Raw genomic sequence first — 24,930 nt, forward strand, 5'->3', positions numbered from 1 at the left:
GGTCCGGCCAGCGAAGCATTAAATAAGCCCCACTGAAACCGGCGACCCAATAGAGCTTTGAAATCACAAAGGTTTTTGAGCCGTTTGCCAAACCGCGGCGTAAATCGTAAAGGCCTGACAAGGTGAATGTGAAGCTAAATTTCCCCTAGGGAAAGTGGGGGATACCTTACCTTTTGGTAAAAAAAGATTTTCAGCTATCTATAACAAACATCTGGTTTGCAAAGGCTGCCTTCAACACGGCCTGGGCGGTTGTATCAACAGCCAAAGATTCCCGCGCTAGGCGCAGGTGCTTTTCGACAGTTGCCGCCGTTAGACCCATGATCAGACCGATGTCTTGGGCTGTTTTCCCATCGCCAACCCATTCTAACACTTCGCGCTGGCGCGGTGTTAGTATCCGGTTTGGGGCAGTGTAGGGCAGGGTGAGGATCTTGAGGTGAACAATGTTGTTCATAAGCGTGATATCAGCCCCATGTACGGCCCAAATCGCGTCTATCTCGGCCTGATCCATGCCTCGCCGAGCCGTCAATGCAATGGCCCCTTTGGACCGTGCAGAGATCGACTTGAAGCTGACCGAATATCCAGCCGTTACACCCATGTCGCGGTTGAATTCCAGCACACGGCGTTCCGGAGCGCTAAGCGTTTTGCTCCGCTCCATTTCCGCCAGCAACCTCCAACTTTTGGCACCCTCGTTTTCCAAAGCCCAATGCACCATTGGGGCATGAAAGAAGTGACCTTCGTCGATAAATACACTGGTGTAGTCTTTTGAATGGTTGGTCAGGATGATGAAATCGCTAGGGTCGCCCAGTGAATTGGCCGTACGGTAGCGTGTAAAGCCGTAAATCAGCCGATCAAAACCGAATTCCGCCATCTTGGCGACATGGCCTTCCCACAGCTCTTCCATGGTTTGGCAGTCAGCTACTCTTAGAAGATAGGCACGCAGGTTCATGTGCTGACCAACCTCTCTGCCAGCGCATCAAGCGCCATCAAATAGCCGCGCGGCCCAAAGCCACAAATTTGGCCAACCGCGACTTTTGCAAGATAGGAGGTATGGCGAAACTCTTCGCGCGCATGGATGTTGCTAAGATGGACTTCGACCATCGGCAGTTCAACCGAGGCAACAGCATCCATCAGCGCAATCGACGTGTGTGTATATGCACCCGCGTTGATCACCAGACCACTGTGGGTGCCTTTGGCCGCATGAATTGCGTCAATCAACGCGCCCTCGTGGTTTGACTGATAGAAAGCGACATCAATCGATAGCGTTTTAGCATGCGCAAGGCACAGGGCCTCGACATCGGCAAGGGTTGTCCTGCCGTACACTTCTGGTTGGCGTTGGCCCAACAGATTAAGGTTTGGACCGTTTAGGATAAGGACCGAAGCCATGTTTATTTCCGATGCGTCAGATTTCGTTAACTTTGTCAGCCAATGCTGCGGCTGTCTAGCCACAAGTCCGATTTCAAACAGTTCATTGTCGGGATTAGACAGGGCAGGGGCGTTTACCCCACTGACAGGTTAATGAGAACGAATATAAGACCAGATAAAAGTGCCGCCGCAGGAACGGTGATCACCCATGCCGCGATGATCGTCATAAAGTGTGACCGCCTGACCAGCTTGCGACGGCGGCGTTCTTCTGGTGCGTATGTTTTGCGTTCGGGCATATTGGTACGCGCATTTCGAATGCGCCGTTCTGCATCCCATTCACGAAAGAACCCAACGCCAAACACGCCGCCAACAGCGATATGAGTGGAGCTGACAGGCAGGCCCAGCCAGCTGGCAATGATGACAGTAAAGGCGGCCGATAGCGCAACACAATAGGCACGCATCGGGTTGAGTTTGGTAATTTGCCCGCCAACCATACGGATCAGTTTTGGTCCAAATAGGAACAGGCCGAATGATATGCCGAACGCGCCGATGACCATCACCCAAACCGGAATGGTGATTGCATCCAGAAAATCACCAGTATCGGAGGCATGCACAATTGCAGCCAACGGGCCAACTGCATTGGCAACATCGTTGGCACCATGTGCAAAGCTGAGTAGGGCGGCGGATACCACAAGTGGGATTCCGAACATCACCTTGAGGGATTTGTTCCTGTTCTCAAGGCCTTCCGACTGCTTCTTGATGACGGGGATCATCACCATCCAAGACAGAATACCCACAGCGCCGCCTAACAATATAGCCATGGGAAGGTTGACTGAGATCAGTTGTTTTAACCCTTTGAGTGTCAGATATGTCGCAAATGTACCCGCCATGATACCGACCAATATCGGCACCCAGACCCGCGCGGCTGCGATTTTATCTTCCTGATAGATGATCCGGGATTTAATGAGCCACAAGAAACCTGCTGCAATGCCGCCGCCCAAAATGGGTGAAATCACCCAACTGGCTGCGATCGCGCTCATCGTGGGCCAGTTTACAGCGCCAAATCCAGCAGCCGCGATACCCGCGCCCATGACACCACCCACAACCGAGTGTGTCGTAGAGACTGGCGCGCCGACCCATGTTGCAAGGTTGACCCAAAGAGCAGCCGAAAACAACGCGGCCATCATGGCCCATATAAACGTAGTTGCGTTGCCCATGCTTTCAGGAGCGATGATACCTTTGGCGATTGTGGAGACAACATCGCCACCGGCCAGTAACGCGCCAGCACTTTCAAAAATCACCGCAATTGCAATAGCACCGCCCATAGAAAGCGCATTTGCGCCCACGGCAGGGCCCATATTGTTGGCCACATCATTGGCCCCAATGTTCAACGCCATATAGGCGCCGAGGCAGGCCGCGATCACAACAATGGCGGAATTGCTGGAGTGACCCAGAAACAGCATGGCTGAAACACCCGCGAGAAGCACAAAAACCAGCGCGATTCCCATACCCACAATTGGACGGGACGCATAGGCAGTGCCCATCTCGAGTTTGGAGTATCGGTCAAGGTCACGGTCGAGCGTTTCAAGGTGACGCAGGTCACTTTTTGGATCAGTCATGGCAATTCTCCCCACTAGTGGGGCAATTACCCTTGCGAGGGCCGAAGGGCAACCATGCAATTAGGACCGATCTCTGAAGATCGCCTTTAGTTCTGGTTCCGCAACCATATCAGCGGCTTCGACGGCTGTTACCCATTTTCGAGTGCGCTGGTGAGATTCAGGGAAATCTGCAGATAGTTCTTCAACTTCAACGGCGTAGACCAAGGTCTCAACAGGAATTTCAAATCCGGTGGATTGACGTTTGTTGTAAGTATAGGAGCCGATGGGATCAGTTGTGGCGCAGCTATTGCGCACGCCAGCTTCTTCCCATGCTTCTTGCAAAGCGGCTTCGTTGGATTTGAGGCCGCGTATAGGCCAGCCTTTGGGTATGATCCAACGGCCTGTGTCACGGCTTGTAACCAGCAAAAATTCGCGTTTGTCGGCATCGCCACGATGGCACAAGGCCGCAACCTGAAGCCTTTTGGGCCGTTGTAATATGGGACCTAGGAATGAATCCCAGATAGTTCTCAATGCTATATTCATCGTAAGCCACTCGTGTTTTTATTTTTGTTTTGTTCAATGTATCCTGCAATATGCCGTTCAAGGCTACAATTTTCAAGTAGTTACGCGTGGTATGTAATGTGTACCGTGGCGTTATTTAACATAATCATGATTATACATCTAATATGTATCCCCAAATATGCCCGGTCTAACCCAAAGCATACCCAGTTCCGCGTACCGTGCGGATCGGATCTGTGCCACCTTGTTTGGTCAGCGCCTTGCGTAACCGTGCAATGTGGACATCTACGGTTCGCGTGTCGACGTAGATGTCACGCCCCCACACCATATCCAGAAGTTGGTCGCGACTGAAAACGCGGCTTGGTTTTTCCATGAAGGTCACCAGCAAGCGATATTCTGTTGGTCCCAGTTTTATTTCCTGCTCACCGCGCATTACGCGATGGGTTTCAGCATTCAGCGCGATGTCATCAAACGTGAGTGCTTCGCCGGATGCTGCTGGACGTACACGGCGCACCTGATTACGTACGCGCGCCATCAGTTCACGCAGGTTGTAAGGTTTGATCACATAGTCGTCGGCCCCCGTATCCAGCCCACGCACCGCGTCTACTTCCTCTGAACGCGCACTTAACATAATCACAGGGATTTCGCGTGTCTCAGGGCGAGTTTTGACGCGGCGGCAGACTTCTATTCCAGACAGCAGCGGCATCATCCAATCGAGGATGATGATATCGGGAGCGGCCTCGTCAATCAGCATCATGGCTTCTTCACCGTTTTCAGCACGCCGCACGGCATAGCCTTCGGCTTCTAGATTATAGGCCAGTAGTTCGCGCTGTGCGGGTTCGTCTTCAACCAGCAGGACTTGGATTTGAGATACGGTCATTCAATTATACCTTGGTTGCCAGCGATGTGGTGTCGGCTTTGGGGCGTGCTTCGTCTGGTCGAATGCCACTCACCAGATAGATCACCTGTTCGGCAATCGAGGTGCAGTGATCGCCCATGCGCTCCACGTTTTTTGCGATAAAATGCAAATGCATACATGCAGTAATGTTGCGCGGATCTTCCATCATGAAAGTTAGAAATTCGCGGAACAATGTATTGTACATCTGATCCAGTTCTTCGTCACGGGCGATGACATCGGCAGCCAGATTGGCATCGCGGCGGATATAAGCATCCAATGCGTCCATCAACATTTCATCCGCCAGTCGGGCCATGCGGCGGATCGCACCTGTGCTGTCTTTAACGGGCGGCATCTGTGACAAAACGGCTGTGCGCTTGGCCATGTTCTTGGCATAGTCTCCGATCCGCTCCAGATTGCCCGAGATTTTCACAACACTTAAGATCAGGCGCAGGTCAGTTGATGTTGGCGCTTGTTGTGCGATTACACGTGCGGCGTTTTCATTGATTTGGGCTTCAAGTGCATCAATGACTTTGTCAGCGGCACGGACTTGTGCGGCCAGCGGTTCGTCGCGTGTTTCAAGACTGGTTACAGCCTGACGGATTGAATCCTCAACCAGCCCGCCCATTTTCATGATCTGGGCCTGAACCATTTCGAGATCGCGGTCAAAATCAGATGCAATGTGGTCTTGAGTTTCCATATGAGTATCCGATCCTTCCGGTAGCGATGTTCTAATCTCTGGCCTGAGAATTATACCAGTGTTGAGGGCAACCTGCGCTGTGGCTGTGTGCGGGATGCATCCGCAGTGTCCTTGACTGGTATTTACGCTTGTCATGGTCACTCCTCAATGCAGGCACTATAGCCCTTTATACGGGCCGTTACCTCCGAGTAACCCTAGGTTGCTGTCCTTTTGTGACAGTTATGTTACAGTTTTGTGACGGCATGGATGGCGAGTAATCAAGAAGTCGGTCAGCCTGCTTCGTCCAGCGTAGTGGTATCTTGTTCTAGGGGAAGAATTACTTTGAATTCAGACCCCTGCCCCAGTTCGGACGTGATTTTCAAACGCCCTTTGTGGCGGTTCAGGATGTGCTTTACAATCGCCAGCCCGAGGCCGGTTCCGCCCAACGCACGGTTGCGGTGGCTGTCGGCACGGTAGAATCGCTCGGTCAGTCGCGGAATATGAAGCGGATCAATGCCCGGTCCTTCATCGCGCACCGCAATGGACACACCAGGGCCGCGTAGCGCATTCATTTGGGCTTCAAAATTCATCCGCACGATGACACGCTTACCTGATCCGCCGTATTTAATCGCGTTCTCGACGAGGTTGGTGAAAACCTGCATCAACTGATCTGCGTCTCCGGCCATCATCACAGTGCCTTTGGGCAGTTCTGGGATAAGGTTTACATCGGCTTCAATTGCCAACGGATTGAGGTTACGTAGGGTACTGCGCATCACGGCACAGATGTCCACCTGTCCCGTCGGGCGCACACGTTCGTCGGCCTCTACGCGGCTGAGGGACAATAGATCCCCGACCAAACGGTTCATGCGTTCGGTTTCGTTTTGCATGATCTCCAGAAACCGTTCACGGGCGGGCGCATCGTCACGCGCAGGGCCGCGCAGGGTTTCGATGAATCCCATCAATGCGGTCAAAGGTGTGCGTAACTCATGGCTGACGTTTGCCACAAAATCACGGCGCATTTCCCCTGCGGTGGTCAGGGCTGTGATGTCCTGAAAGGACAGCAGCGCAATGCCCGCTTCCCCCACATGGCGTATCGCAACTGTGTAGGTAATGTCATTGCTACCATCGCGGGTGAAAAATGACGCGGTGGCACTGCGTGTACCAGCTAGGCATTTCTCAACGGCTTCTACCACCGAAGGCTGACGTAAAACGGTGATGAAATGCCTGCCGATTGCGGGCATGCCCAACAGGTCTTGTGCCGCGCCGTTCAGGGCGATGATCTGTTCATCAGGGCCAATCGCAAGCGCTGGTTGCGGCAGCGCTGCGATGACGTCTGATACGGGCAAAGACAAGGACATTACGTTAGACTTCTTTCAAATCCACAGCAAACCGTGCGGCGTTCTGCTGATAATGCAGCGCGCTCATGGTCAGGCTTTGGATCGCGGCCTCATCCAATGTGCGCACAACTTTGCCCGGCGCGCCCATCACAAGGCTACCATCAGGGATGACTTTGTTTTCGGTAATCAACGCCCCTGCCCCGATCAGGCAATTTTTGCCGATCTTGGCACCATTCAAGATTGTAGCGCCCATACCCACCAATGAGTTTTCGCCAATGGTGCAGCCATGCAGCATGACTTTATGCCCGATTGTGCAGTTGATCCCAAGGGTTAACGGAAACCCCATATCCGTATGAAAAACACAGTTTTCTTGCACGTTTGATCCGGCACCGATGGTGATGCGTTCGTTGTCTCCGCGCAGAGTGCAGCCAAACCAGACTGATGTCTTTTCTTCTAATGTGACCTTCCCTATGACATTGGCATCAGGTGCAACCCATGCTGTCGGGTCTACTTGCGGTGCGGCATCGGCTAGGGCGTAAAGGGTCATTTCAAATCCTCGAATTGTGATTGCAGACGCCGTGCGATGTCACTCAGCTGGGGCTGCTGGGTGCGTTTCAGCCGCTCGGCGGATATAATGGTCTTAAGTTTCAGTTCTGTGACATCCAGATCATCGTTTACCAGAACATAATCATACCCGTCCCAATGGCTGATCTCATCCCAGCTTTTTTGCATCCGCTTGGAAATTGTCGCTTCGTCGTCTTGGCCGCGGCTGATCAACCTGCGGTGTAGCTCGGCGATAGAGGGTGGAAGCAGGAAAATCGACAGCGTATAAAGCCCCAGAGGAGAGTTGCGGATTTGCTGTGCACCCTGCCAATCGATGTCGAACAGCACGTCATTACCAGCATTAATGGCTTCTTCGACAGGCGCCTTTGGTGAGCCGTAGAAATTACCAAAGACATGTGCGTGCTCCAACATTTCGCCCTCTCCCACCCATTGGCGGAAAGTATCTTCTTGCACAAAGCGATAGTCCTTGCCGTCCACCTCACCTTCGCGGGGCGCGCGGGTGGTGGCGGACACGGAAAAACTCAGGGTTTCATCCCAAACCATCAGCCGCTTGGCGAGTGTGGATTTACCTGCACCGGAAGGTGAGGAAAGGATGATCAAAAGGCCGCGTCGGTCGTTCATAGGTTACTCCACATTCTGTACTTGTTCGCGCAGTTGGTCGATCACCGCTTTTAGCGCCAGCCCGATTTTGGTCAGGTCACTGCTTTGCGCTTTGGCGCATAGGGTGTTGGCCTCTCGGTTGAATTCTTGCATCAGGAAATCCAGTTTGCGCCCGATGGGGCCAGCAACATCCAACAGCTCGTTCGCCGCTGTGACATGGGCATCCAAACGGTCGATTTCTTCGGTGATGTCGGATTTGACAGCGATCAGTGCCAGTTCTGCTGCAATGCGGTCTGGTTCGATCCCGTCTACATTGTCCATCACGCGGCCCAGATTGCGTTTAAGCGTATCTGCCACATGGGCACCACGGGCTTGTGCCAAAGTTGCGGCCTGCGCAGTGAGTGCTTTAATTTGGTCCAGTTGATCGCGCGTGACCCGTTCAAGCGCGGCCCCCTCGGCGCTACGCATTGCGTTGAAATCCGCTAATACTGCGGGGAACTCGGCCAAAAGCGCAGCGGATAGGGCATCGTTATCGTCTTCGATCACAGCCTGTTCCAGAACGCCGCGCATGGTGACAATGTCCGTCGCTTTGGAAGGCGCAAGCGAGACCCCCGCATCCATCGCCGCCGTTTCAATCTGGCCAAGGGCCTCCAGCACCGTTGCTAATTGGCGCTCATTCACTGCCAGCCCGCCATTCCCGTCTTCACGGTTCAACCGCAGGCCCAGCGTGACATTACCACGGGCAATGCCTGCGGTCAGTGCGCTGCGCAGTCCGGCTTCCAATGCAGGCACCCAATCAGGCACACGGATACGCAGGTCTAGACCTTTGCCGTTGACGGCACGCATTTCCCAGCTCCAGTTGTGAGGCCCCAAAGCGCCACTTTTTGTGGCAAAGCCCGTCATAGAGTTGATCATGCCTGTGCTCCCGTCGAATTTACTGTCGTCGACTGGTCTAGGGGTTTTGCCCCCCGTGCTGCAAGCCCTCTTGGCGCAATTGGGACAGCAAGTGGCGGATGAATGATTAACCACTATGAATCAATTATAAACAAAATGGTAAGTTCTCTGATATGTACCATGTTGTCTTGTACTGCCACATAGAACGCCAAAACGGCTTGTGACCCCACTTTTAAGCGGCAAACCCCTGAAACGGCGTCGGGACACTATATATAAATTGCGACGAACGAGAGCTTCAAATGGACAACCCGCACGAAAATCAGGACAATATCTTCACAATGACTGACCCACAGCACCACCGTGAATATGCACCTCTTTCGCTTGTCCAATCCTATTGGATGGCGTCCCGGAAAGGGCGCGAAATGCCCAGACGGGCGGATATCGACCCACGAGGGATCGAAACCGCGTTGGAATTTGCGTTTATTCTGGAACGTGTCTCAGCTGGTGTCACCCGTATGCGCGTTGCAGGCAGTCATCTGCACGATATTTTGGGTATGGAAACCCGTGGTATGGCGCTTTCACGCTTGTTCGAAGACGATGAACGCCTGCGCGTTGCGCGATTGGTAGAACAGATTTGCCAAACGCCCGCTACTGCCGAAGTTGAGATGTGCGCAGAAGCGACCTCGGGACTGCCAAAGCAGGAAGCGCGGATGGTGCTGCTGCCTCTGACCAGCGATTTAGGAGATGTCAGCCGTATTTTGGGATGTCTTATTGCACCGGGTCATGTTGGCCCAACGCCGCGTAAATTCGGCATTCGCGATGTGGCACTTGTTCCGTTAGAAATGTCCGAAGACGCGAAACCAAGGGAGCCTGATCTACCGCCCATGCTACGCGGGCTGGCCGAGCGACGTGAACAGTTCATCGGGGCGCAGCGCAAAGCCGACAAAACCATCGGCGCACCTATTGGAGAAGCTTTAACCAATCCCAAACGTCCGCATTATCTGCGTCTGGTCGCCACAAATGACTGAAGCACTGTTGTAGTAATAGGGCCTTGGGACAAGGCGATGATCGCCCTGCCCCAAGCGCTTACTTTTGACTTAACCTGCTGCTTGGAGTGCCGCTTTTTCACGGCGCGCAGACAGTTCTTCCGAGACGAGGAACGCAAGCTCAAGCGACTGGCTGGCGTTCAGACGCGGATCGCAGGCTGTGTGATAGCGGGCGGATAGATCTTCATCAGATACTTCGCGCACACCACCCGTACATTCAGTCACGTCTTGGCCTGTCATCTCAAAATGCACGCCCGCAGGCACTGTGCCTTCGGCAGCATGTACACCAAAGAATTCACGCACTTCGCGCAGAACACTCTCGAAGGGTCGTGTTTTAAACCCTGTTGAGGATTTGATGGTGTTGCCGTGCATCGCGTCGCAGGTCCAGACCACATTGGCCCCTTCTTCCTGCACCGCTTTGATCAGGCGTGGCAGGTGATCCCCTACCGCCCCTGCCCCAAAGCGTGCAATCAGCGTCAGGCGGCCTTCTTCGTTTTTCGGGTTCAGCTTGGCCATCAGCTTTTTCAGATCATCGGCTTCCATGCTGGGGCCGCATTTCAACCCAATCGGGTTTTGCACACCCGAAGCGAACTCTACATGTGCGCCGTCGGGTTGGCGTGTCCGGTCGCCGATCCAGATCATGTGACCCGATCCCGCCAGCCACTGGCCTGTTTCGGCTTCTTGGCGGCACAATGCCTCTTCGTATTCCAACAGCAGGGATTCGTGGCTGGTGTAGAATTCGACGGATTGCAGCGTATGGGCCGTGTCTGACGTCACCCCTGCCGCGGCCATAAAGTCCAGCGTGTCAGAAATACGCGCGGCGACATCGCGGTATTTCGCGGCCTTTTCGCCATCGGTAAAACCCAACGTCCAGCCATGGACCTTATGCACATCCGCATAGCCACCTGTTGAAAACGCACGCAGCAGGTTCAGCGTTGCGGCCGCCTGCGTGTAGGCGCGCATCATGTTCTGCGGGTTCGGGATTCGCGATTCCGGCGTGAAAGCCAGATCATTGATGATGTCGCCACGGTAGCTGGGCAGCTCAATGCCGTCGATTGTTTCGGTGTTGGCCGAGCGTGGTTTGGCGAATTGCCCCGCCATGCGGCCTACTTTGATCACAGGCACTTTGGCGCCATATGTCAAAACCACAGCCATTTGCAGCATCACCTTAAAAGTGTCACGGATCATGTCACTGCTGAATTGTTCAAAGCTTTCAGCGCAATCGCCGCCCTGCAACAAAAACGCCTCGCCGCGACCTGCGGCTGCCAGATGTTTACGCAGGCGGCGTGCTTCTCCGGCAAAAACCAGAACTGGATAGCGTGAAAGCTGTGCCTCTACTGCGTCGAGTGCATCCTGATCAGGATAATCGGGCATTTGAATCCGTGGCAGGGTGCGCCAGCTTGATTTGCTCCAGTTCGTCATGTCTTTGCTCCGGTCTTGGGCGTTTGCGCATAAATTCTATGCACAAAGGCAATCTAGATGACCTGTATACGAAACCAGATACAGGGTGACCACAACCCATTTGTATCCTTGACCTCGGTTTTATCCTCGTGCCCTAGTGGTACACTAAAAATGTCGCCGCCTTAACAATTGTGGATTCTGCATTAATGGCCCAAGCTCTCCCTGCACAGCGTGTGCCAACAAACCCCGACAAGCCCCGCCGCTTTGTTTTTACACTTTTGGACAATTTCAGCCTGCTGTGCTTTTCCACCGCAATCGAAAGCCTGCGTATTGCCAACCGTATGGCCGAGCGCCCGCTGTATGAATGGACACTCATTGGTGAAGGAGGTGTTTCGGCGACTTGCTCTGCTGGCACGGTGTTTCAACTGGATCAGGATTTGGTAGAACTGAGCCGCGACGACATTGTTTTGGTGTGCTCAGGGATCGATGTGCAAAAGGCCACGACAAAAAAGGTATTGTCGTGGATGCGCCGCGAAGCCCGTAAGGGGATGGTGTTCGGGGGGCTGTGCACCGCTGCCTATGCGCTGGCCAAGGCAGGTCTGTTGGACGGTAAACGTGCGACCATCCATTGGGAAAACCACGACAGCTTTGAAGAAGACTTTGAAGACGTCAGCCTGACGAAATCTGTGTTTGTCGTTGATGGCAACCGCATGACAACCGCTGGGGGGACGTCCTCCATTGATCTGATGCTCAAGATCATTGCCGATGACCACGGTGAAGATCTGGCGAATGCAGTTGCGGACCAACTGATCTATAGCTCGATCCGCACGGATCGGGACACGCAACGCCTGTCTGTTCCGACTCGCATCGGGGTGCGCCATCCGAAACTGTCACAGGTCATCCAGATCATGGAATCCAACATTGAGGAGCCGATAAGCCCCGCGATCCTTGCTCAGGATGTTGGTATGTCCACACGCCAGCTAGAGCGGCTGTTCCGGCGGTACCTCAATCGGTCGCCCAAACGCTATTATATGGAATTGCGCCTGCAAAAGGCCCGTAATCTCCTGATGCAGACGGATATGAGCGTGATTAACGTGGCCCTCGCCTGCGGCTTTGCCTCGCCGTCGCATTTTTCTAAATGCTACCGTGCGCATTACGGCACAACCCCTTATCGCGAGCGGGGCAGCCATGCCGCCCGTCTGACCGTATGAAAACGGTATTACACGTAGGGTTGGTGCTCATGGCGTTGTTTGTAGGGGCCATATTGGCGCTGTTGGTGTTGTTCTCGGGCCCTACCCTTTATGGTTTGCGGCCCCATGCGGTGCGCAGCGATCTGGACCGTCATACTGTCGGCGCGCTGGTATCGCTGAAACGAGACGGGCCTGTGTCTGCGGTTATAACCTATGATGGCTGGTATCGTGGCCGTGACGGGCAGTCAGGTTGGTTTGTGTCCACCCCAGAAGATATTGAAAACATAGAATTTGCTGTCAACGGTGAGCTTGATCCATTGCTGGCGCGTAATTTTGGCAGCAATCCGCGCAGATGTAGCGGCAAAGATAAATCGCGCAAAGTTATCCGCGCGATTGAGCCAGAGCGCAGGTCCGGTGGGTTTTTGGGGCGTTCGACATGTGACCGCAAAGATATGGACCTAAGCGCAGTCATCGCGGCCAGTGCGCCAGCTACGCGCACCGTCGGCTCCATGAGCTATACAGAGTTAGAGGCCTTTGATCGTCAGACCACAAAGCCGCGCTGGCGCGAATATGTGCAAGGTTGGCCAACACCTTATGCCTATCAACGTACCATTAGCCTGCCTTTGATCTGGCAATCCCCCAATGCGCCTTGGCCTGCCCCCTTTAGGAAAGTGACAACCGCCGCGCGTGAGTTGGCTGATGGATTACAGATTGAGGGTAAGATCGAGATCAGTATTGGTGGCAGCACGTGGTTGCCACAAACCTATTTAGATGACCCGATTGAACGGCTGCCCATCCGTCTTGGGACAAAAACGACGACGGTCACCGGAATAGAGGTGAAGAGGATAGATATTGTGATACTTTGTGCACCTGACATGCGGGCAGCCTGTGATGCCGTTGATGTGGAGGCTCTCTCTTCTCTTGTGGCCGAGTCCCGCGATGATGCGCATTTGGCAAAGGCCATCGCAAACGCCACACCGTTTGAAGGTGAAACTCCTGCGTTACGGGATATTCTAAATGTCGAAGCACTAACGCGCACTGCGCCTTTAACGCCTGTCAGCAAAGAGCGGCAATTTTCAGTAACATGGTTTGAACGCAATTTGCCTAAAAATTAAGCGCTCTTAACATCGCTAAATTCGGAGCGATGTAAATGCACTGTCAAATACGACATCTCTGTGCGGTTAGCTCTGAAAATATCAATCAAACAGTCAATCGGCCTCATAATTCTGCTTCTCTTTTTGGAAACCCGCGCATAGTCTATCGGTCGAACACTATGTTCCAATAGGGAGATCAATATGAAAAAGATGCTTATGGCCACAACGGCTGCGGCACTGGTAGCGACGGGCGCTTACGCCGACAGCAACTCAAAAGAAATCAAACTGGGCGTTCTGCTGGGCTTTACTGGTCCGATTGAATCGCTTGCTGGCCCGATGGCTTCTGGCGCCGAATTGGCGATGGCCGAAGTCTCCGCCAGCGGTAAATTGCTGGATGGCTCCACTGTAACCCCGGTCCGCGCTGACACTGGCTGTATCGACAACGGTCTGGCCACATCCAGCGGCGAGCGTCTGATTGCAGATGGCATCAGCGGTCTGATCGGCGCTGCTTGTTCCGGTGTTACGGGCGCTGTTTTGCAAAACGTTGCGGTGCCAAACGGCATGGTGATGATTTCGCCCTCCGCTACATCGCCTGGTCTAACAACAATGGAAGACAACGGTTTGTTCTTCCGTACCTCCCCATCTGACGCCCGTGAAGGCGAAGTGATGGCGGAAGTTCTGATGGAACGCGGCGTAAAATCCATTGCGATGACCTACACCAACAACGACTTCGGCAAAGGTCTGTCCGACGCAATCAGCTCTTCCTTCAAGGCTTTGGGTGGTGAAGTGACCATCGTTGCGGCCCATGAAGATGGCAAAGCAGATTATTCTGCCGAGGTAGGCGCACTGGCTTCTGCTGGTGGTGATATTCTGGTTGTTGCAGGCTATCTTGACCAAGGTGGTGCAGGCATTATCAAAGCGGCGCTGGATGCAGGCGCATGGGATGTATTTGGCCTGCCAAACGGCATGGTTGGACCCAGCTTGCCAGTCGCAATCGGTCCTGATCTGAACGGTTCTTACGGTCAGCTTCCCGGTGCTCAAGGTAAAGGCATCGAAGATTTCGGCGTGATGGCGAAAGAAGCTGGTTTTGACGGTGGCGCATCCTACGTTGCAGAATCTTACGACGCTGCTGCATTGTTCATGCTTGCCATGCAAGCTGCTGGTTCTACTGATCCATCCGTTTACGGTGCCAAAGTTATGGACATTGCAAACGCACCTGGTGAGAAGATCTATCCCGGTGAATTGGCGAAAGCACTTGAGCTTCTGGCAGCTGGCACAGACATCGACTATGTCGGTGCATCTGCGGTTGAACTGATCGGCCCGGGTGAATCCGCTGGATCCTACCGCCTGATCGAGATCATCGACGGCGAAGTCGCAACTGTCGGTTACAAATAAGCATTTTGCCCGTAAAAGGGCACTGTACCTGAACAGCCCGGCGCATCCGCTGGGCTGTTTGCATAAGAAGTAAGAGCTGTACGTTAGATACAGCCTACGGGGATGGACATATGATCGTAGTAAACGATTTACACAAACATTTTTCGGGTTTCCACGCCGTCGATGGTGCAAGCCTGACGATTGAGGAAGGCTCAATTACCGGCCTGATCGGTCCGAATGGTGCTGGAAAAACCACTCTTTTCAACGTGATCGCAGGTGTTCTTCCACCTACGTCTGGCACTGTGACGATGGCGGGTGAAGACATCACTGGTCTGCCGCCGCATACGCTGTTCCACAAAGGACTGCTGCGGACCTTCCAGATTGCACATGAATTTCACTCCATGACCTGCCGTGAAAACCTGATGATGGTGCCTGGTGGTCAATCGGGCGAAAAGCTGTGGAATACATGGTTTGGCCGCAAGCGCATCGCCAATGAGGAACGCGCCCTGCGTGCCAAAGCGGATGAGGTGCTAGAATTCCTGACGGTTGAGCATTTGGCCGATCAAAAGGCGGGACAAATTTCAGGTGGTCAGAAAAAGCTGCTGGAACTGGGCCGCACCATGATGGTGGATGCCAAAATTGTTTTCCTTGATGAGGTTGGCGCAGGTGTGAACCGCACACTGCTGAACACCATCGGCGATGCCATCCTGCGTCTGAACCAAGAGCGCGGCTATACTTTTGTCGTGATCGAACACGATATGGAATTTATTGGCCGCCTGTGTGATCCGGTGATCTGCATGGCCGAAGGCCGCGTGTTGGCCACAGGCACCCTGCCCGAGATCAAAGCAAACGAACAAGTGATCGAAGCCTATCTGGGCACGGGTCTGAAGAACAAAGAGAAGGTGGGCGCATGACCGACGCATATGGCGACCGCGGGAACAACGACAAGTCGGTTGGAAACGCAAAGGGGCTTGGCTCCATCATGCCGAAATCCAGCGGCAAAAGCCACGCCTCCCCCGGCGGGCCGTTCCTGATCGGGGATACGATGACAGGCGGTTATGGCAAAGGGCCTGATATTTTGCACGGCTGCACTATTGCCGTCGAAAAAGGCGAGATTGCTGTGATTGTCGGCCCGAATGGCGCTGGTAAATCCACCGCGATGAAAGCTGTGTTCGGGATGTTGGATGTGCGCTCTGGTTCGGTTAAACTGGACGGTGAAGACATCACGGGCCTATCGCCGCAGGCCCGTGTGGCCAAGGGCATGGGATTTGTGCCGCAAACATCGAACATTTTCACCACGATGACCGTGGAAGAAAACCTAGAGATGGGCGCGTTTATCCGCCGTGACGATTTCCGCGATACCATGGCGCAGATTTACGATCTTTTCCCGATCCTCAAAGAAAAACGTCACCAGCACGCGGGTGAGCTTTCTGGTGGGCAGCGTCAACAGGTGGCCGTGGGCCGTGCGTTGATGACACAACCCAAAGTCTTGATGCTGGATGAGCCAACGGCGGGGGTTTCCCCGATTGTGATGGATGAATTGTTTGACCGGATCATTGAGGTTGCCCGTACAGGCATTCCGATCCTGATGGTGGAACAAAACGCCAGACAAGCGCTTGAGATCGCGGATAAAGGCTATGTTCTGGTGCAGGGTGCAAATGCGTTTACTGGCACCGGCAAAGAACTGCTGGCCGATCCAGAAGTCCGCAAATCGTTTTTGGGGGGCTGAGGTTATGACGCAAGTTACAATCGAAACCGGCACCCCAACCGCACCCGATGCGCGGGCATTGCTACAAGCCAGCCATGATCTGATGGGCAGCCTATTCCCGCAAGAAGCAAACCACTTTTTGTCGGTGGAGGCTTTGGAAGCCCCGCATATCAAATTCTTTTTGGCAAAAGACGGAAATGCCAGCCTCGGCTGTGCGGCTTTGGCCAATCACACAACCTTCGGCGAAGTAAAATCCATGTATGTCGACGCAACAGCGCGTAATCGCGGTGTTGCGGATCGTTTGATGCAGCAGCTTGTCCAAGAGGCCAAGGCACAGTCCCTGCCCTGTATGAAGCTGGAAACGGGAACCGGCCTTGATGCTGCGCACCGTCTTTACGAACGGCATGGATTTTCGGATTGCGATGCTTTTGGTGACTACCAAGCAGACGCCCCCTACAGCCGCTATATGGAGCTGACCCTATAATGGATTTTCTCAACGCAATTGTCGCTTTGGCAAATTACGTCCTCATTCCCGGTATCACCTACGGTAGCCAACTGGCCATCGGGGCGCTGGGTGTCACGTTGGTGTACGGTATCTTGCGGTTTTCGAATTTCGCTCATGGCGATACGATGGCCTTTGGCACCATGATCACCATTCTTGCCACATGGTGGCTGCAATCCATGGGGGTGAGCCTCGGACCACTGCCCACTGCCCTGCTTGCGCTGCCTATTGGTATTCTCGGCTGTATCGTCTTGGTCCTTGTGATTGACCGATCGGTGTACCGTTTCTACCGCGAGCAGAAGGCAAAACCTGTGATCCTTGTCATCGTCTCGATGGGGGTGATGTTTGTGATGAACGGGATCATTCGTTTCATCATCGGGCCTGATGATCAAAGCTTCTCTGACGGGCCGCGCTTCATCATTTCTGCACGTGATTTCAAAACAATGACGGGTCTGGATGAAGGTCTAGGCATTCGCACGACGCAGGTGATTACGGTTGTGACCGCGATCATCGTTGTAGCGCTGCTGTTTTGGTTCTTGAACAAAACACGTTCAGGTAAATCCATGCGGGCCTATTCTGATAACGAAGACCTTGCGCTGCTGTCGGGCATCAACCCTGAACGGGTTGTGATGCTGACATGGATCATTGTGGCCGCTTTGGCGACCATCGCAGGTACGCTGTATGGTCTGGATAAGTCATTCAAGCCTTTTACATACTTCCAACTGCTGCTGCCGATCTTTGCCTCCGCTGTTGTTGGTGGCATCGGCAGTCCCTTGGGTGCCATCGCGGGTGGTTTTGTGATCGCCTTTTCCGAGGTCACAATTACCTATGCGTGGAAAAAAGTGTTGGTCTATCTGATGCCAGATAGTCTTGAGCCGTCTGGCCTCGTACAGCTGATGTCCACCGACTATAAATTCGCCGTTAGCTTCGTGATCTTGCTGATCGTGTTGCTGTTCAAGCCTACGGGCCTCTTTAAAGGGCAGTCAATATAATGAGTGATACAGTCAAAAACAGCCTGCTCTTTGCGCTGGTCTTCACCCTGATCATCCTCTCCGGTTTCTTCCAAGGCTGGAACAATGCGATGTTCATTCTCAACATGGGCATTATCTCGGCCATCATGGCGCTGGGGGTTAACCTGCAATGGGGCTTTGCTGGCCTGTTTAACGTCGGCGTCATGGGCTTCGTTGCTCTGGGTGGCCTTGCGGCGGTGCTGCTGGGGATGCCTGCAACACCGGGCGCCTTTGCTGCTGGCGGCGCGGGTGTGGTTCTGGCGCTTTTGTTGGGCATTGGTACTTTGGTTGCGGCCTCCTTCACCTACAAACGTATGCCTTCTGGCCGTAACCGCAATCTGGCGATGATGGCCATTCTGGTGTTCGGTTTCTTTGCGTTCCGTGGCATTCTGGACCCGAACGTGGCCCTGATCGAGGCGGTGAACCCCGCCGCAACAGGCTATCTGGGCGGGCTGAACCCCGGCACGGATGAGACCTACCGCGACAATGGCTGGATCATGTTGCTTGCATGGCCCGTGGGCGGTTTGTTTGCCGCGGGTGCTGCTTGGCTGATTGGTAAAGCGGCACTTGGGCTTCGCTCGGATTATCTGGCAATTGCAACGCTGGGTATCGCCGAGATCGTCATCGCAATGATGAAAAACGAGGACTGGCTGACGCGCGGTGTGAAAAACGTGATCGGTGTGCCCCGCCCTGTACCCTATGAGCTGGACTTGCAGAACTCTGCCGCCTTTGTTGAACGTGCGGCCAGCTTGGGTTTTGATCCGGTAGAGGCCTCCACCTTATGGGTAAAGCTGCTGTATGCGTTGCTCTTTGCGGTTGTTCTAGGCATCATCTTCTGGCTGAGCCAGCGTGCGCTGAACTCGCCTTGGGGCCGGATGCTGCGTGCGATCCGTGACAACGAAGTGGCCGCCGAAGCGATGGGCAAAGACATCACGGCGCGCCGTTTGCAGGTCTTTATCATCGGCTCTGCGATCTGCGGGATTGCGGGCGCGATGATGACAACGCTGGACGGTCAGTTGACGCCCGGCACCTATCAGCCGCTGCGCTTTACCTTCCTTGTTTGGGTGATGGTGATTGTCGGTGGATCAGGCAGCAATCTGGGCGCGATCTTGGGCGGTTTTCTGGTCTGGTTCCTTTGGGTCCAAGTTGAACCGATTGGTCTGTTTGTGATGAACATCCTGACGTCGGGCATGGCCGAAGACAATTGGCTGCGTCTGCACCTGATTGAGAGCGCGGCACAAATGCGCTTGATGACCATGGGTGTGATCATGATCCTTGTCCTGCGGTTCAGCCCGCGTGGATTGATCCCTGAAAAGTAACGTCTGAAGGGACAGACGGGACCGAGTTGTTAAAAAACGGGCGCTTTGTGTAATGCAAAGCGCCCGTTTTCATTTGTGGGATATGGGGTCAGCGCCCTTTGAAAAGCCCACCCAGAATGCCCCGTACGATGCGGCGGCCTGTGGTGCCTTTCAGCTCTTTGATGACCACATTTGCAATGGCCCCGCCGATGCCTTCGTTCTGTGTTGATCGGCTGGAGGTGCTGCGGCGGGCTGTGCTGCCTTTGGCGGAATAGCGGCGCGCATTTTTGAAATCACGCAACGAGGGCGTTTGCTCTGGCGCGGCTTTTGCCGCTTTGGCCTGCTCTTCTGCTTTGCCAATGGCGGCCTCTGCAGCTTCCGCCTCGGCTGCGGCGGTTGCAGCGCGTGTTTTGAGGATTTCAAAGGCACTTTCACGGTCCAAAAGCGTGTCGTATTTCCCTGCCATGGCAGAGGCCGCCATTATTGCGCTGCGCTGTTCCACTGTGATCGGGCCCAGTTGTGAGGATGGCGGGCGGATCAATGTACGCTCTACGATACCGGGGACACCTTTGGGTTGCAGCATGGATGTTACAGCTTCGCCAACGCCCACTTCGCGGATCGCTTCTTCGGTGCTGAAGGCGGGGTTGTCACGGTAGGTTTGCGCGGCAAGGCGCAGTTCTTTTTGGTCTTTGGCGGTAAAGGCCCGCAATGCGTGTTGGACGCGGTTACCCAATTGACCCAGAATGTCTTCGGGCACATCGGCGGGGTTTTGTGTGATGAAATAGACTCCCACCCCTTTGGACCGGATCAGCCGCGCCACTTGTTCTACTTTATCAACCAGTGCTTTGGGCGCGTCATCAAACAGCAGATGCGCTTCGTCAAAGAAGAAAACCAGTTTTGGTTTGTCTGGGTCGCCGACCTCGGGCAGTTCTTCAAAAAGCTCGGAGAGCAACCAGAGCAGGAAAGTGGCATAGAGCTTCGGAGCGCCCATCAACTTGTCTGACGCCAGAATATTGATCATGCCGCGCCCGTCAGCGTCCGTGCGCATCAGGTCCGAAAGTGCCAGCGCAGGTTCGCCGAACAGTTTGGTCCCCCCCTGATTTTCCAGTACCAGCAGGCGGCGTTGGATTGCGCCAATTGAGGCGCTGGAAACATTGCCATAGCGTAGGGACAGGTCTTTGGCGTTTTCGCCGATCCAGACCAGCATCGCTTGCAGGTCTTTTAGATCAAGCAGCGGCATGCCTTCTTCGTCAGCGACGCGGAAGGCGATGTTAATGATCCCCTCTTGGGCTTCGGTCAGGTCAAGAAGCTGTGCCAGCAGCAAAGGCCCCATTTCAGAAACGGTGGTACGGACAGGGTGGCCCTGTTCGCCAAAAAGATCCCAGAATGTCACGGGAAAGGCTTCGTATTTGAAATCGGTAAACCCGATTTTCGCGGCGCGTTCCGTGAAAGGGGTGTGGAGCTTGTGAGTAGGATCACCGGCCCTCGCAAGGCCGCTCAGATCGCCTTTTACATCGGATAAAAACACGGGCACACCTGCATTGGCAAAACCTTCGGCCATGATCTGTAATGTGACGGTTTTACCTGTTCCCGTTGCCCCTGCCACCAGCCCATGACGGTTGGCATATTTCAGCGACATATACTGTTGCGTACTGTAATCAGGCCCCGCGCCACCGACAAATAAATCCGAATTCACAGTAATAATCTCCACTTTAGCAAAAAGTTTCGACACATATCGCACATGACTGGCCGCCACGCACATACTAACTTAACAGATTGTCGCCATAGTTTAGATGTCTGCGGTTCAAATGTCCTTTGACCGCAGTCACTTCCTCCCTGTCAGACTGGCCGTACCTTCGGGTACGGCACTTTTTAGCAAATGTTTGAATTTGCCTGATTAATAACGCGCTATTTCTAGTTGACGGTATCGTTACCATTGATTATTCTGATCGTCATAAGTCGGCTCAGTCCGGCAGGGAGCGACAATAAGACAAAAAGAGGGCAATATATGCCCTCTTTTTTTATGCCCAAAAGGGCCGCCACACGCCTGCTTACGTCGATCAGCAAAAAAGCGCTTGGTCTTGTTTCGGCTGGTGCTCTTCCCCCCCTGACATCTGCTGCGTAGGGTGCTATGGCGAGGTGACTGTAAACAAACTACGGATTTCAAATGAACAAGTATTCAACTGCCCTGACGCTTTGCGCAGCACTTGCGGTTACTATGCCTGCGGTGGCCTTTGCACAAACAGCAGCACCTGAAACGGTTGCACCAGAAACAGCTCCTGCAGCGGAGCCAACTGCACCTGCGGCATCGAATTCAATTGATGAACAGCTGAGTTTTGCCGAAACAGAAGTGGGTAAGCCTTACACACGTGAAACGATTGGCGCGTGGGAAATGCGCTGCCTGAAAGTTGAACAAGGCGAAGAGCCTTGCCAGATGTACCAGCTTTTGGATGATGGCGAAGGCGCACCGATTGCCGAAGTTTCAATGTTCCGTTTGCCCGACGGCGGCAAAGCTGTTGCTGGGGCAACGATCATTGTGCCACTGGAAACTGCCCTAAACGCACAGTTCTCTGTTCAGGTAGATGGTGATAAAGCCCGCCGTTATCCGTATTCCTTCTGTAATCCAGTGGGATGTTATGTACGTTTGGGCCTGACTGCTGCGGATGTTGCGGCTTTCAAACGTGGCAAAGAGGCGACAATGGTGATTGTACCAGCAATGGCGCCTGATCAGAAAATTGACCTGAAACTGTCTTTGGCTGGCTTTACAGCTTCTTACGACAAGGTTTCTGTGCTCGAACAGTAAAACTGTTCACACGATAGAGCAAACCAAGCCGCCCCTTCTTTGGGGCGGCTTTTCTATTGCGGTTTGGTGAATTGGATCAGATCCCATTTATTGCCGTATAGATCGACAAAGACAGCAACGGTTCCATAGGGTTGCGCGGCTGGCGCACGAATGAATTTCACACCACGTTCCGAATAGGCTGCGTAATCGCGGGCAAAATCATCTGTCTCAAGAAATAGAAAGACACGCCCGCCAGCCTGATCACCAATAAATCCATCCTGCTTGGATGTTGAGGCTTGGGCCAGCAACAGAGATGTGCCTGTCCCGCCCTTGGGTCGGACCAAGACCCAGCGTTTGTCTTGTTCGGGCTGATATTCATCCGCAATCAGGTCAAAGCCGAGCGTGTCGCAATAAAATGCAATCGCGTCGTCATAGTTGCGGACCACAAGTGCAATATGGGCGATGTTCTGTACCATCTCAGATGTTACGCAGAGCGATCACTGCGTTCATACCGCCAAAGGCAAAGGCATTGCTCAGCACTACATCCACTTTGGCATCACGCGCTTCATTAGGGACCACGTCCAGCGCGCATTCGGGATCAGGTTCCTGATAGCCAATTGTCGGTGCGATGACCCCGTCACGCAGCGCCATGATACAGGCCAAAAGCTCTACCGCGCCTGTACCGCCAATCAAATGACCATGCATGGATTTGGTGGAGCTAATCATCAGACGGTCAGCATGCGCACCAAATACATCCGCCACGGCGGCACATTCGGTTTTGTCATTTGCGGCTGTGCCTGTGCCATGGGCGTTAATATATCCCACATCCGACCCCGCGATGCGGGCATCGGCCAATGCACCTGAAATCGCCCGTGCCGCCCCGTTTTTCGACGGCATCACAATATCAGAAGCATCTGAGGTCATTGAGAAACCAGCCACTTCACACAGGATTTCCGCACCCCGTGCGCGCGCGTGCTCATATTCTTCAAAAACAAATATCCCTGCCCCTTCGCCCTGAACCATACCATTGCGGTTGGCCGAAAACGGACGGCAGGCATCGCGTGACATAACACGCAGACCTTCCCATGCTTTGACACCGCCAAAGCACAACATCGATTCAGACCCGCCTGTGATCATCGCGGGGGCCATGCCCGAACGGACCATTGCAAAGGCTTGTGCCATCGCATGGTTAGACGAAGCGCAAGCGGTTGAGACCGTATAAGACGGGCCCTTCAGATTCCATTCCATACTAACATGGCTGGCGGCCGCATTGTTCATCAGTTTGGGCACCACAAAAGGATGCACGCGGTTTTTACCTTCTTCATAGACAGCACGGTAATTGTCGTCCCATGTGCTGACGCCGCCGCCAGCCGTGCCCAGCACCACGCCAGATCGCACAGCAAGTTCGCCATTGAACACCAGTCCTGATTGCTCAATCGCTTCACGTGCAGCGGCTAAGGTGAATTGGGTGAAACGGTCATACAACGACATTTGCTGGCGGTTATAGCGGCCCTCGGCTTCAAAGCCTTTGACCTGTCCGCCGATTTTGATTTGTAAACGATCTACATCGCGCACATCCAGTGGGCCTATGCCACACACACCTTCACGCATGGCGGCAAAGGTTTCGCTAACAGAGTGACCCAGCGCATTAATTGTACCAGCGCCTGTAATGACAACACGCTTCATGCGGCTGTTTGCTCTGCGCGCAGCCTCTCGATGCCTGCAATGATGCTGGCAACGCTGCTGATGTCGAAATCAGTTTCGGACGGGTTATTGGCGTTGAAAGGCACGGTGATGTCAAAGGCCTCCTCAATCGCAAAGATGCTCTCAACCAGCCCCAGACTATCAATGCCTAGGCTTTCCAACGTGCTGTCAACAGATACGTCTTCAGGATCCAATACGGCCTGCTCGGCGATGATGGCGATAACCTGTTCTTTGACGTTCATAGCTTTTGCTCCTCTAAGCAGCTGATACCTCTTATCTAGGTATCAGAATTGCTTTTAAAAACTATCCGTTTCAGTTCTGTGACATCCCGCATCAGACGGGGCAAACGGCGTAGCGCTTTATAGCCTTCGACCTGTTTGTCCATCTGTGTGGCGGGATACCCCAGCATCGTGCGGCCCGCAGGGACGTTCGACATAAGTTTTGTACCGCCGCCCGCAATCACACCGTCCCCGACAAAAATATTGTCATTCACGCCGCATTGTCCGGCCAGCACGACGTTGTCACCAATGGTGGCGGAACCCGCGATACCCACCTGCCCGCAGATCAGGGAATTGCGGCCAATCACTACATTATGGCCCATATGCACTTGGTTATCGAGCTTGGTTCCATCACCGATCACCGTATCGCGGATGGTGCCGCAATCAATGGTCGACCCCATGCCAATCTCGACATCGTCGCCGATGCTCACCGATCCCAGCGAATGAATACGGGTCCAATCCTGTGCTTTGGCGTCCCCCTGATCACCTAAGGTTTTGCGCACCGATTCAACATTGCTCGGTTCTGCGGTGACAAAGGAAAAACCGTCCCCGCCGATCCGCGCGCCGGGTTGGCCGATAAAACGTGCGCCGATGGTCACTCGTGCGCCGATGCTCACTGCTTCGCGCAGGTAGGCCCCCTCGCCCAGAGTTGCGTTCCAGCCGATGAAACATTGCGGCCCGATCACGCTGCCTGCGCCGATTTTGGCCCCTTTGGAGATCACTGCCAGTGGACCGACGCTGACGCCTTCCCCCAATTCGGCCTCGGGGTCCACAAATGCGGTGGGGTGAATACCTGCGGCAAAGCCCTGCCCCGCATCCAACATGCGCGTTAGCCCCGCCATGGCGTAGCGCGGGCGCGGTGCGATGATCGCAGCCTCAAGGCCAAGGGCTTCCCAATCCGCTCCATCCCAAAGCATGGCCACACGTGCGTGTCCTTCACTCAGGCTGTCGGCGTATTTGGGGTTCATGGCCAGCGCCAAATCATCCGGTCCTGCACTGGCAGGTTCGGCGGCGCGGGTGATTACAATATCAATGGCGCCAAAGGCTTGAGCCCCTAGCGCCATTGCAATCTGTTCTACTGTATGGGTCATGTCG

At 54.1% G+C, this 24,930-nt stretch carries 26 protein-coding genes; 10 read left to right on the plus strand and 16 right to left on the minus strand.

Annotated features, from left to right (window positions below; all coding sequences use genetic code 11):
• Nucleotides 1–190: 190 nt before the first annotated feature.
• The 10 genes from GGR95_RS10255 to GGR95_RS10300 form a co-directional block, all read right to left on the minus strand.
• Nucleotides 191–946: a helix-turn-helix transcriptional regulator gene (locus tag GGR95_RS10255; protein WP_184565495.1), complete on the minus strand. Its 756-nt coding sequence runs from the start codon at nucleotides 944–946 to the stop codon at nucleotides 191–193.
• A complete protein-coding gene (gene aroQ / locus GGR95_RS10260; protein ID WP_184565497.1) occupies nucleotides 943–1,383 on the minus strand; it encodes a type II 3-dehydroquinate dehydratase in 441 nt (146 codons plus the stop codon). Before aroQ ends, GGR95_RS10255 begins: the two co-directional genes overlap by 4 nt.
• A 113-nt stretch (nucleotides 1,384–1,496) precedes the next feature.
• The gene (locus tag GGR95_RS10265) at nucleotides 1,497–2,981 is read right to left on the minus strand and encodes an inorganic phosphate transporter (protein WP_184565499.1); all 1,485 of its coding nucleotides are present in this window, start codon (nucleotides 2,979–2,981) and stop codon (nucleotides 1,497–1,499) included.
• Between the two features lie 60 nt (nucleotides 2,982–3,041).
• Entirely contained in the window at nucleotides 3,042–3,503 is a 462-nt protein-coding gene (locus tag GGR95_RS10270; protein WP_184565501.1) for an NUDIX hydrolase, read from the minus strand.
• 166 nt (nucleotides 3,504–3,669) lie between these two features.
• Entirely contained in the window at nucleotides 3,670–4,359 is a 690-nt protein-coding gene (gene phoB, locus GGR95_RS10275; RefSeq protein ID WP_184565504.1) for a phosphate regulon transcriptional regulator PhoB, read from the minus strand.
• A 4-nt stretch (nucleotides 4,360–4,363) separates the two neighbouring features.
• Nucleotides 4,364–5,074, minus strand: coding sequence for a phosphate signaling complex protein PhoU (gene phoU, locus GGR95_RS10280; protein ID WP_184565506.1), 711 nt, complete (start codon nucleotides 5,072–5,074; stop codon nucleotides 4,364–4,366).
• Between the two features lie 269 nt (nucleotides 5,075–5,343).
• On the minus strand, nucleotides 5,344–6,411 hold the full coding sequence (locus tag GGR95_RS10285) for an ATP-binding protein (RefSeq protein WP_184565508.1): 1,068 nt from the start codon (nucleotides 6,409–6,411) through the stop codon (nucleotides 5,344–5,346).
• Between the two features lie 4 nt (nucleotides 6,412–6,415).
• Nucleotides 6,416–6,937: a gamma carbonic anhydrase family protein gene (locus tag GGR95_RS10290; protein WP_184565510.1), complete on the minus strand. Its 522-nt coding sequence runs from the start codon at nucleotides 6,935–6,937 to the stop codon at nucleotides 6,416–6,418.
• Nucleotides 6,934–7,575 carry a guanylate kinase gene (gene gmk, locus GGR95_RS10295; RefSeq protein WP_184565512.1) on the minus strand — a complete coding sequence of 214 codons (642 nt, stop codon included), beginning with the start codon at nucleotides 7,573–7,575 and terminating at the stop codon, nucleotides 6,934–6,936. The genes GGR95_RS10290 and gmk overlap by 4 nt, the downstream gene beginning before the upstream one ends.
• A 3-nt stretch (nucleotides 7,576–7,578) precedes the next feature.
• Complete coding sequence (locus GGR95_RS10300) at nucleotides 7,579–8,469, minus strand: YicC/YloC family endoribonuclease (protein WP_184565514.1); 891 nt, start codon at nucleotides 8,467–8,469, stop codon at nucleotides 7,579–7,581.
• Nucleotides 8,470–8,747: 278 nt separating this feature from the next.
• Here GGR95_RS10300 and GGR95_RS10305 point away from each other — a divergent pair, with 278 nt between their 5' ends.
• Nucleotides 8,748–9,476, plus strand: coding sequence for a PAS domain-containing protein (locus GGR95_RS10305; RefSeq protein ID WP_184565516.1), 729 nt, complete (start codon nucleotides 8,748–8,750; stop codon nucleotides 9,474–9,476).
• A 69-nt stretch (nucleotides 9,477–9,545) separates the two neighbouring features.
• Here the strand turns inward: GGR95_RS10305 and GGR95_RS10310 are convergent, their stop codons facing one another.
• The gene (locus tag GGR95_RS10310) at nucleotides 9,546–10,916 is read right to left on the minus strand and encodes a class II 3-deoxy-7-phosphoheptulonate synthase (protein ID WP_184565518.1); all 1,371 of its coding nucleotides are present in this window, start codon (nucleotides 10,914–10,916) and stop codon (nucleotides 9,546–9,548) included.
• A 185-nt stretch (nucleotides 10,917–11,101) separates the two neighbouring features.
• Between GGR95_RS10310 and GGR95_RS10315 the strand changes: the two genes are divergently transcribed.
• The 8 genes from GGR95_RS10315 (at nucleotide 11,102) to GGR95_RS10350 (ending at nucleotide 19,092) form a co-directional block, all read left to right on the plus strand.
• Complete coding sequence (locus GGR95_RS10315) at nucleotides 11,102–12,106, plus strand: GlxA family transcriptional regulator (RefSeq protein ID WP_184565520.1); 1,005 nt, start codon at nucleotides 11,102–11,104, stop codon at nucleotides 12,104–12,106.
• Complete coding sequence (locus GGR95_RS10320) at nucleotides 12,103–13,200, plus strand: hypothetical protein (protein ID WP_184565522.1); 1,098 nt, start codon at nucleotides 12,103–12,105, stop codon at nucleotides 13,198–13,200. Before GGR95_RS10315 ends, GGR95_RS10320 begins: the two co-directional genes overlap by 4 nt.
• Nucleotides 13,201–13,380: 180 nt before the next feature.
• A complete protein-coding gene (locus GGR95_RS10325; protein ID WP_184565524.1) occupies nucleotides 13,381–14,574 on the plus strand; it encodes an ABC transporter substrate-binding protein in 1,194 nt (397 codons plus the stop codon).
• Between the two features lie 110 nt (nucleotides 14,575–14,684).
• Nucleotides 14,685–15,467 carry an ABC transporter ATP-binding protein gene (locus GGR95_RS10330; protein ID WP_184565526.1) on the plus strand — a complete coding sequence of 261 codons (783 nt, stop codon included), beginning with the start codon at nucleotides 14,685–14,687 and terminating at the stop codon, nucleotides 15,465–15,467.
• Between the two features lie 68 nt (nucleotides 15,468–15,535).
• Nucleotides 15,536–16,282, plus strand: coding sequence for an ABC transporter ATP-binding protein (locus GGR95_RS10335; RefSeq protein WP_425506396.1), 747 nt, complete (start codon nucleotides 15,536–15,538; stop codon nucleotides 16,280–16,282).
• Between the two features lie 4 nt (nucleotides 16,283–16,286).
• Nucleotides 16,287–16,745 (plus strand): GNAT family N-acetyltransferase, encoded by a 459-nt coding sequence (locus GGR95_RS10340; protein WP_184565530.1) that lies wholly within the window; start codon nucleotides 16,287–16,289, stop codon nucleotides 16,743–16,745.
• Nucleotides 16,745–17,755 carry a branched-chain amino acid ABC transporter permease gene (locus GGR95_RS10345; RefSeq protein ID WP_184565532.1) on the plus strand — a complete coding sequence of 337 codons (1,011 nt, stop codon included), beginning with the start codon at nucleotides 16,745–16,747 and terminating at the stop codon, nucleotides 17,753–17,755. Before GGR95_RS10340 ends, GGR95_RS10345 begins: the two co-directional genes overlap by 1 nt.
• The gene (locus tag GGR95_RS10350) at nucleotides 17,755–19,092 is read left to right on the plus strand and encodes a branched-chain amino acid ABC transporter permease (RefSeq protein ID WP_184565533.1); all 1,338 of its coding nucleotides are present in this window, start codon (nucleotides 17,755–17,757) and stop codon (nucleotides 19,090–19,092) included. Before GGR95_RS10345 ends, GGR95_RS10350 begins: the two co-directional genes overlap by 1 nt.
• A gap of 88 nt (nucleotides 19,093–19,180) precedes the next feature.
• Here GGR95_RS10350 and GGR95_RS10355 read toward each other — a convergent pair whose 3' ends face one another.
• Nucleotides 19,181–20,767 (minus strand): helicase HerA-like domain-containing protein, encoded by a 1,587-nt coding sequence (locus GGR95_RS10355; RefSeq protein WP_184565535.1) that lies wholly within the window; start codon nucleotides 20,765–20,767, stop codon nucleotides 19,181–19,183.
• 471 nt (nucleotides 20,768–21,238) lie between these two features.
• On the opposite strand from GGR95_RS10355, the gene GGR95_RS10360 reads away from it, so the two are divergent.
• Nucleotides 21,239–21,874, plus strand: coding sequence for an invasion associated locus B family protein (locus GGR95_RS10360; protein WP_184565537.1), 636 nt, complete (start codon nucleotides 21,239–21,241; stop codon nucleotides 21,872–21,874).
• 53 nt (nucleotides 21,875–21,927) lie between these two features.
• Here GGR95_RS10360 and GGR95_RS10365 read toward each other — a convergent pair whose 3' ends face one another.
• Genes GGR95_RS10365 through lpxD form a run of 4 tightly spaced genes read right to left on the minus strand, consistent with a single transcriptional unit; the run spans nucleotide 21,928 to nucleotide 24,926 of the window.
• Complete coding sequence (locus tag GGR95_RS10365; RefSeq protein WP_184565539.1) at nucleotides 21,928–22,329, minus strand: VOC family protein; 402 nt, start codon at nucleotides 22,327–22,329, stop codon at nucleotides 21,928–21,930.
• 1 nt (nucleotide 22,330) lies between these two features.
• Complete coding sequence (locus GGR95_RS10370; RefSeq protein WP_184565541.1) at nucleotides 22,331–23,539, minus strand: beta-ketoacyl-[acyl-carrier-protein] synthase family protein; 1,209 nt, start codon at nucleotides 23,537–23,539, stop codon at nucleotides 22,331–22,333.
• Complete coding sequence (locus GGR95_RS10375) at nucleotides 23,536–23,799, minus strand: acyl carrier protein (protein WP_184565543.1); 264 nt, start codon at nucleotides 23,797–23,799, stop codon at nucleotides 23,536–23,538. The genes GGR95_RS10370 and GGR95_RS10375 overlap by 4 nt, the downstream gene beginning before the upstream one ends.
• A gap of 35 nt (nucleotides 23,800–23,834) precedes the next feature.
• The gene (gene lpxD, locus GGR95_RS10380; protein ID WP_184565545.1) at nucleotides 23,835–24,926 is read right to left on the minus strand and encodes a UDP-3-O-(3-hydroxymyristoyl)glucosamine N-acyltransferase; all 1,092 of its coding nucleotides are present in this window, start codon (nucleotides 24,924–24,926) and stop codon (nucleotides 23,835–23,837) included.
• Nucleotides 24,927–24,930 lie beyond the last annotated feature (4 nt).

Origin of the sequence: Sulfitobacter undariae, assembly GCF_014196805.1 — a bacterium.
Classification (GTDB): Bacteria; Pseudomonadota; Alphaproteobacteria; order Rhodobacterales; family Rhodobacteraceae; genus Sulfitobacter; species Sulfitobacter undariae.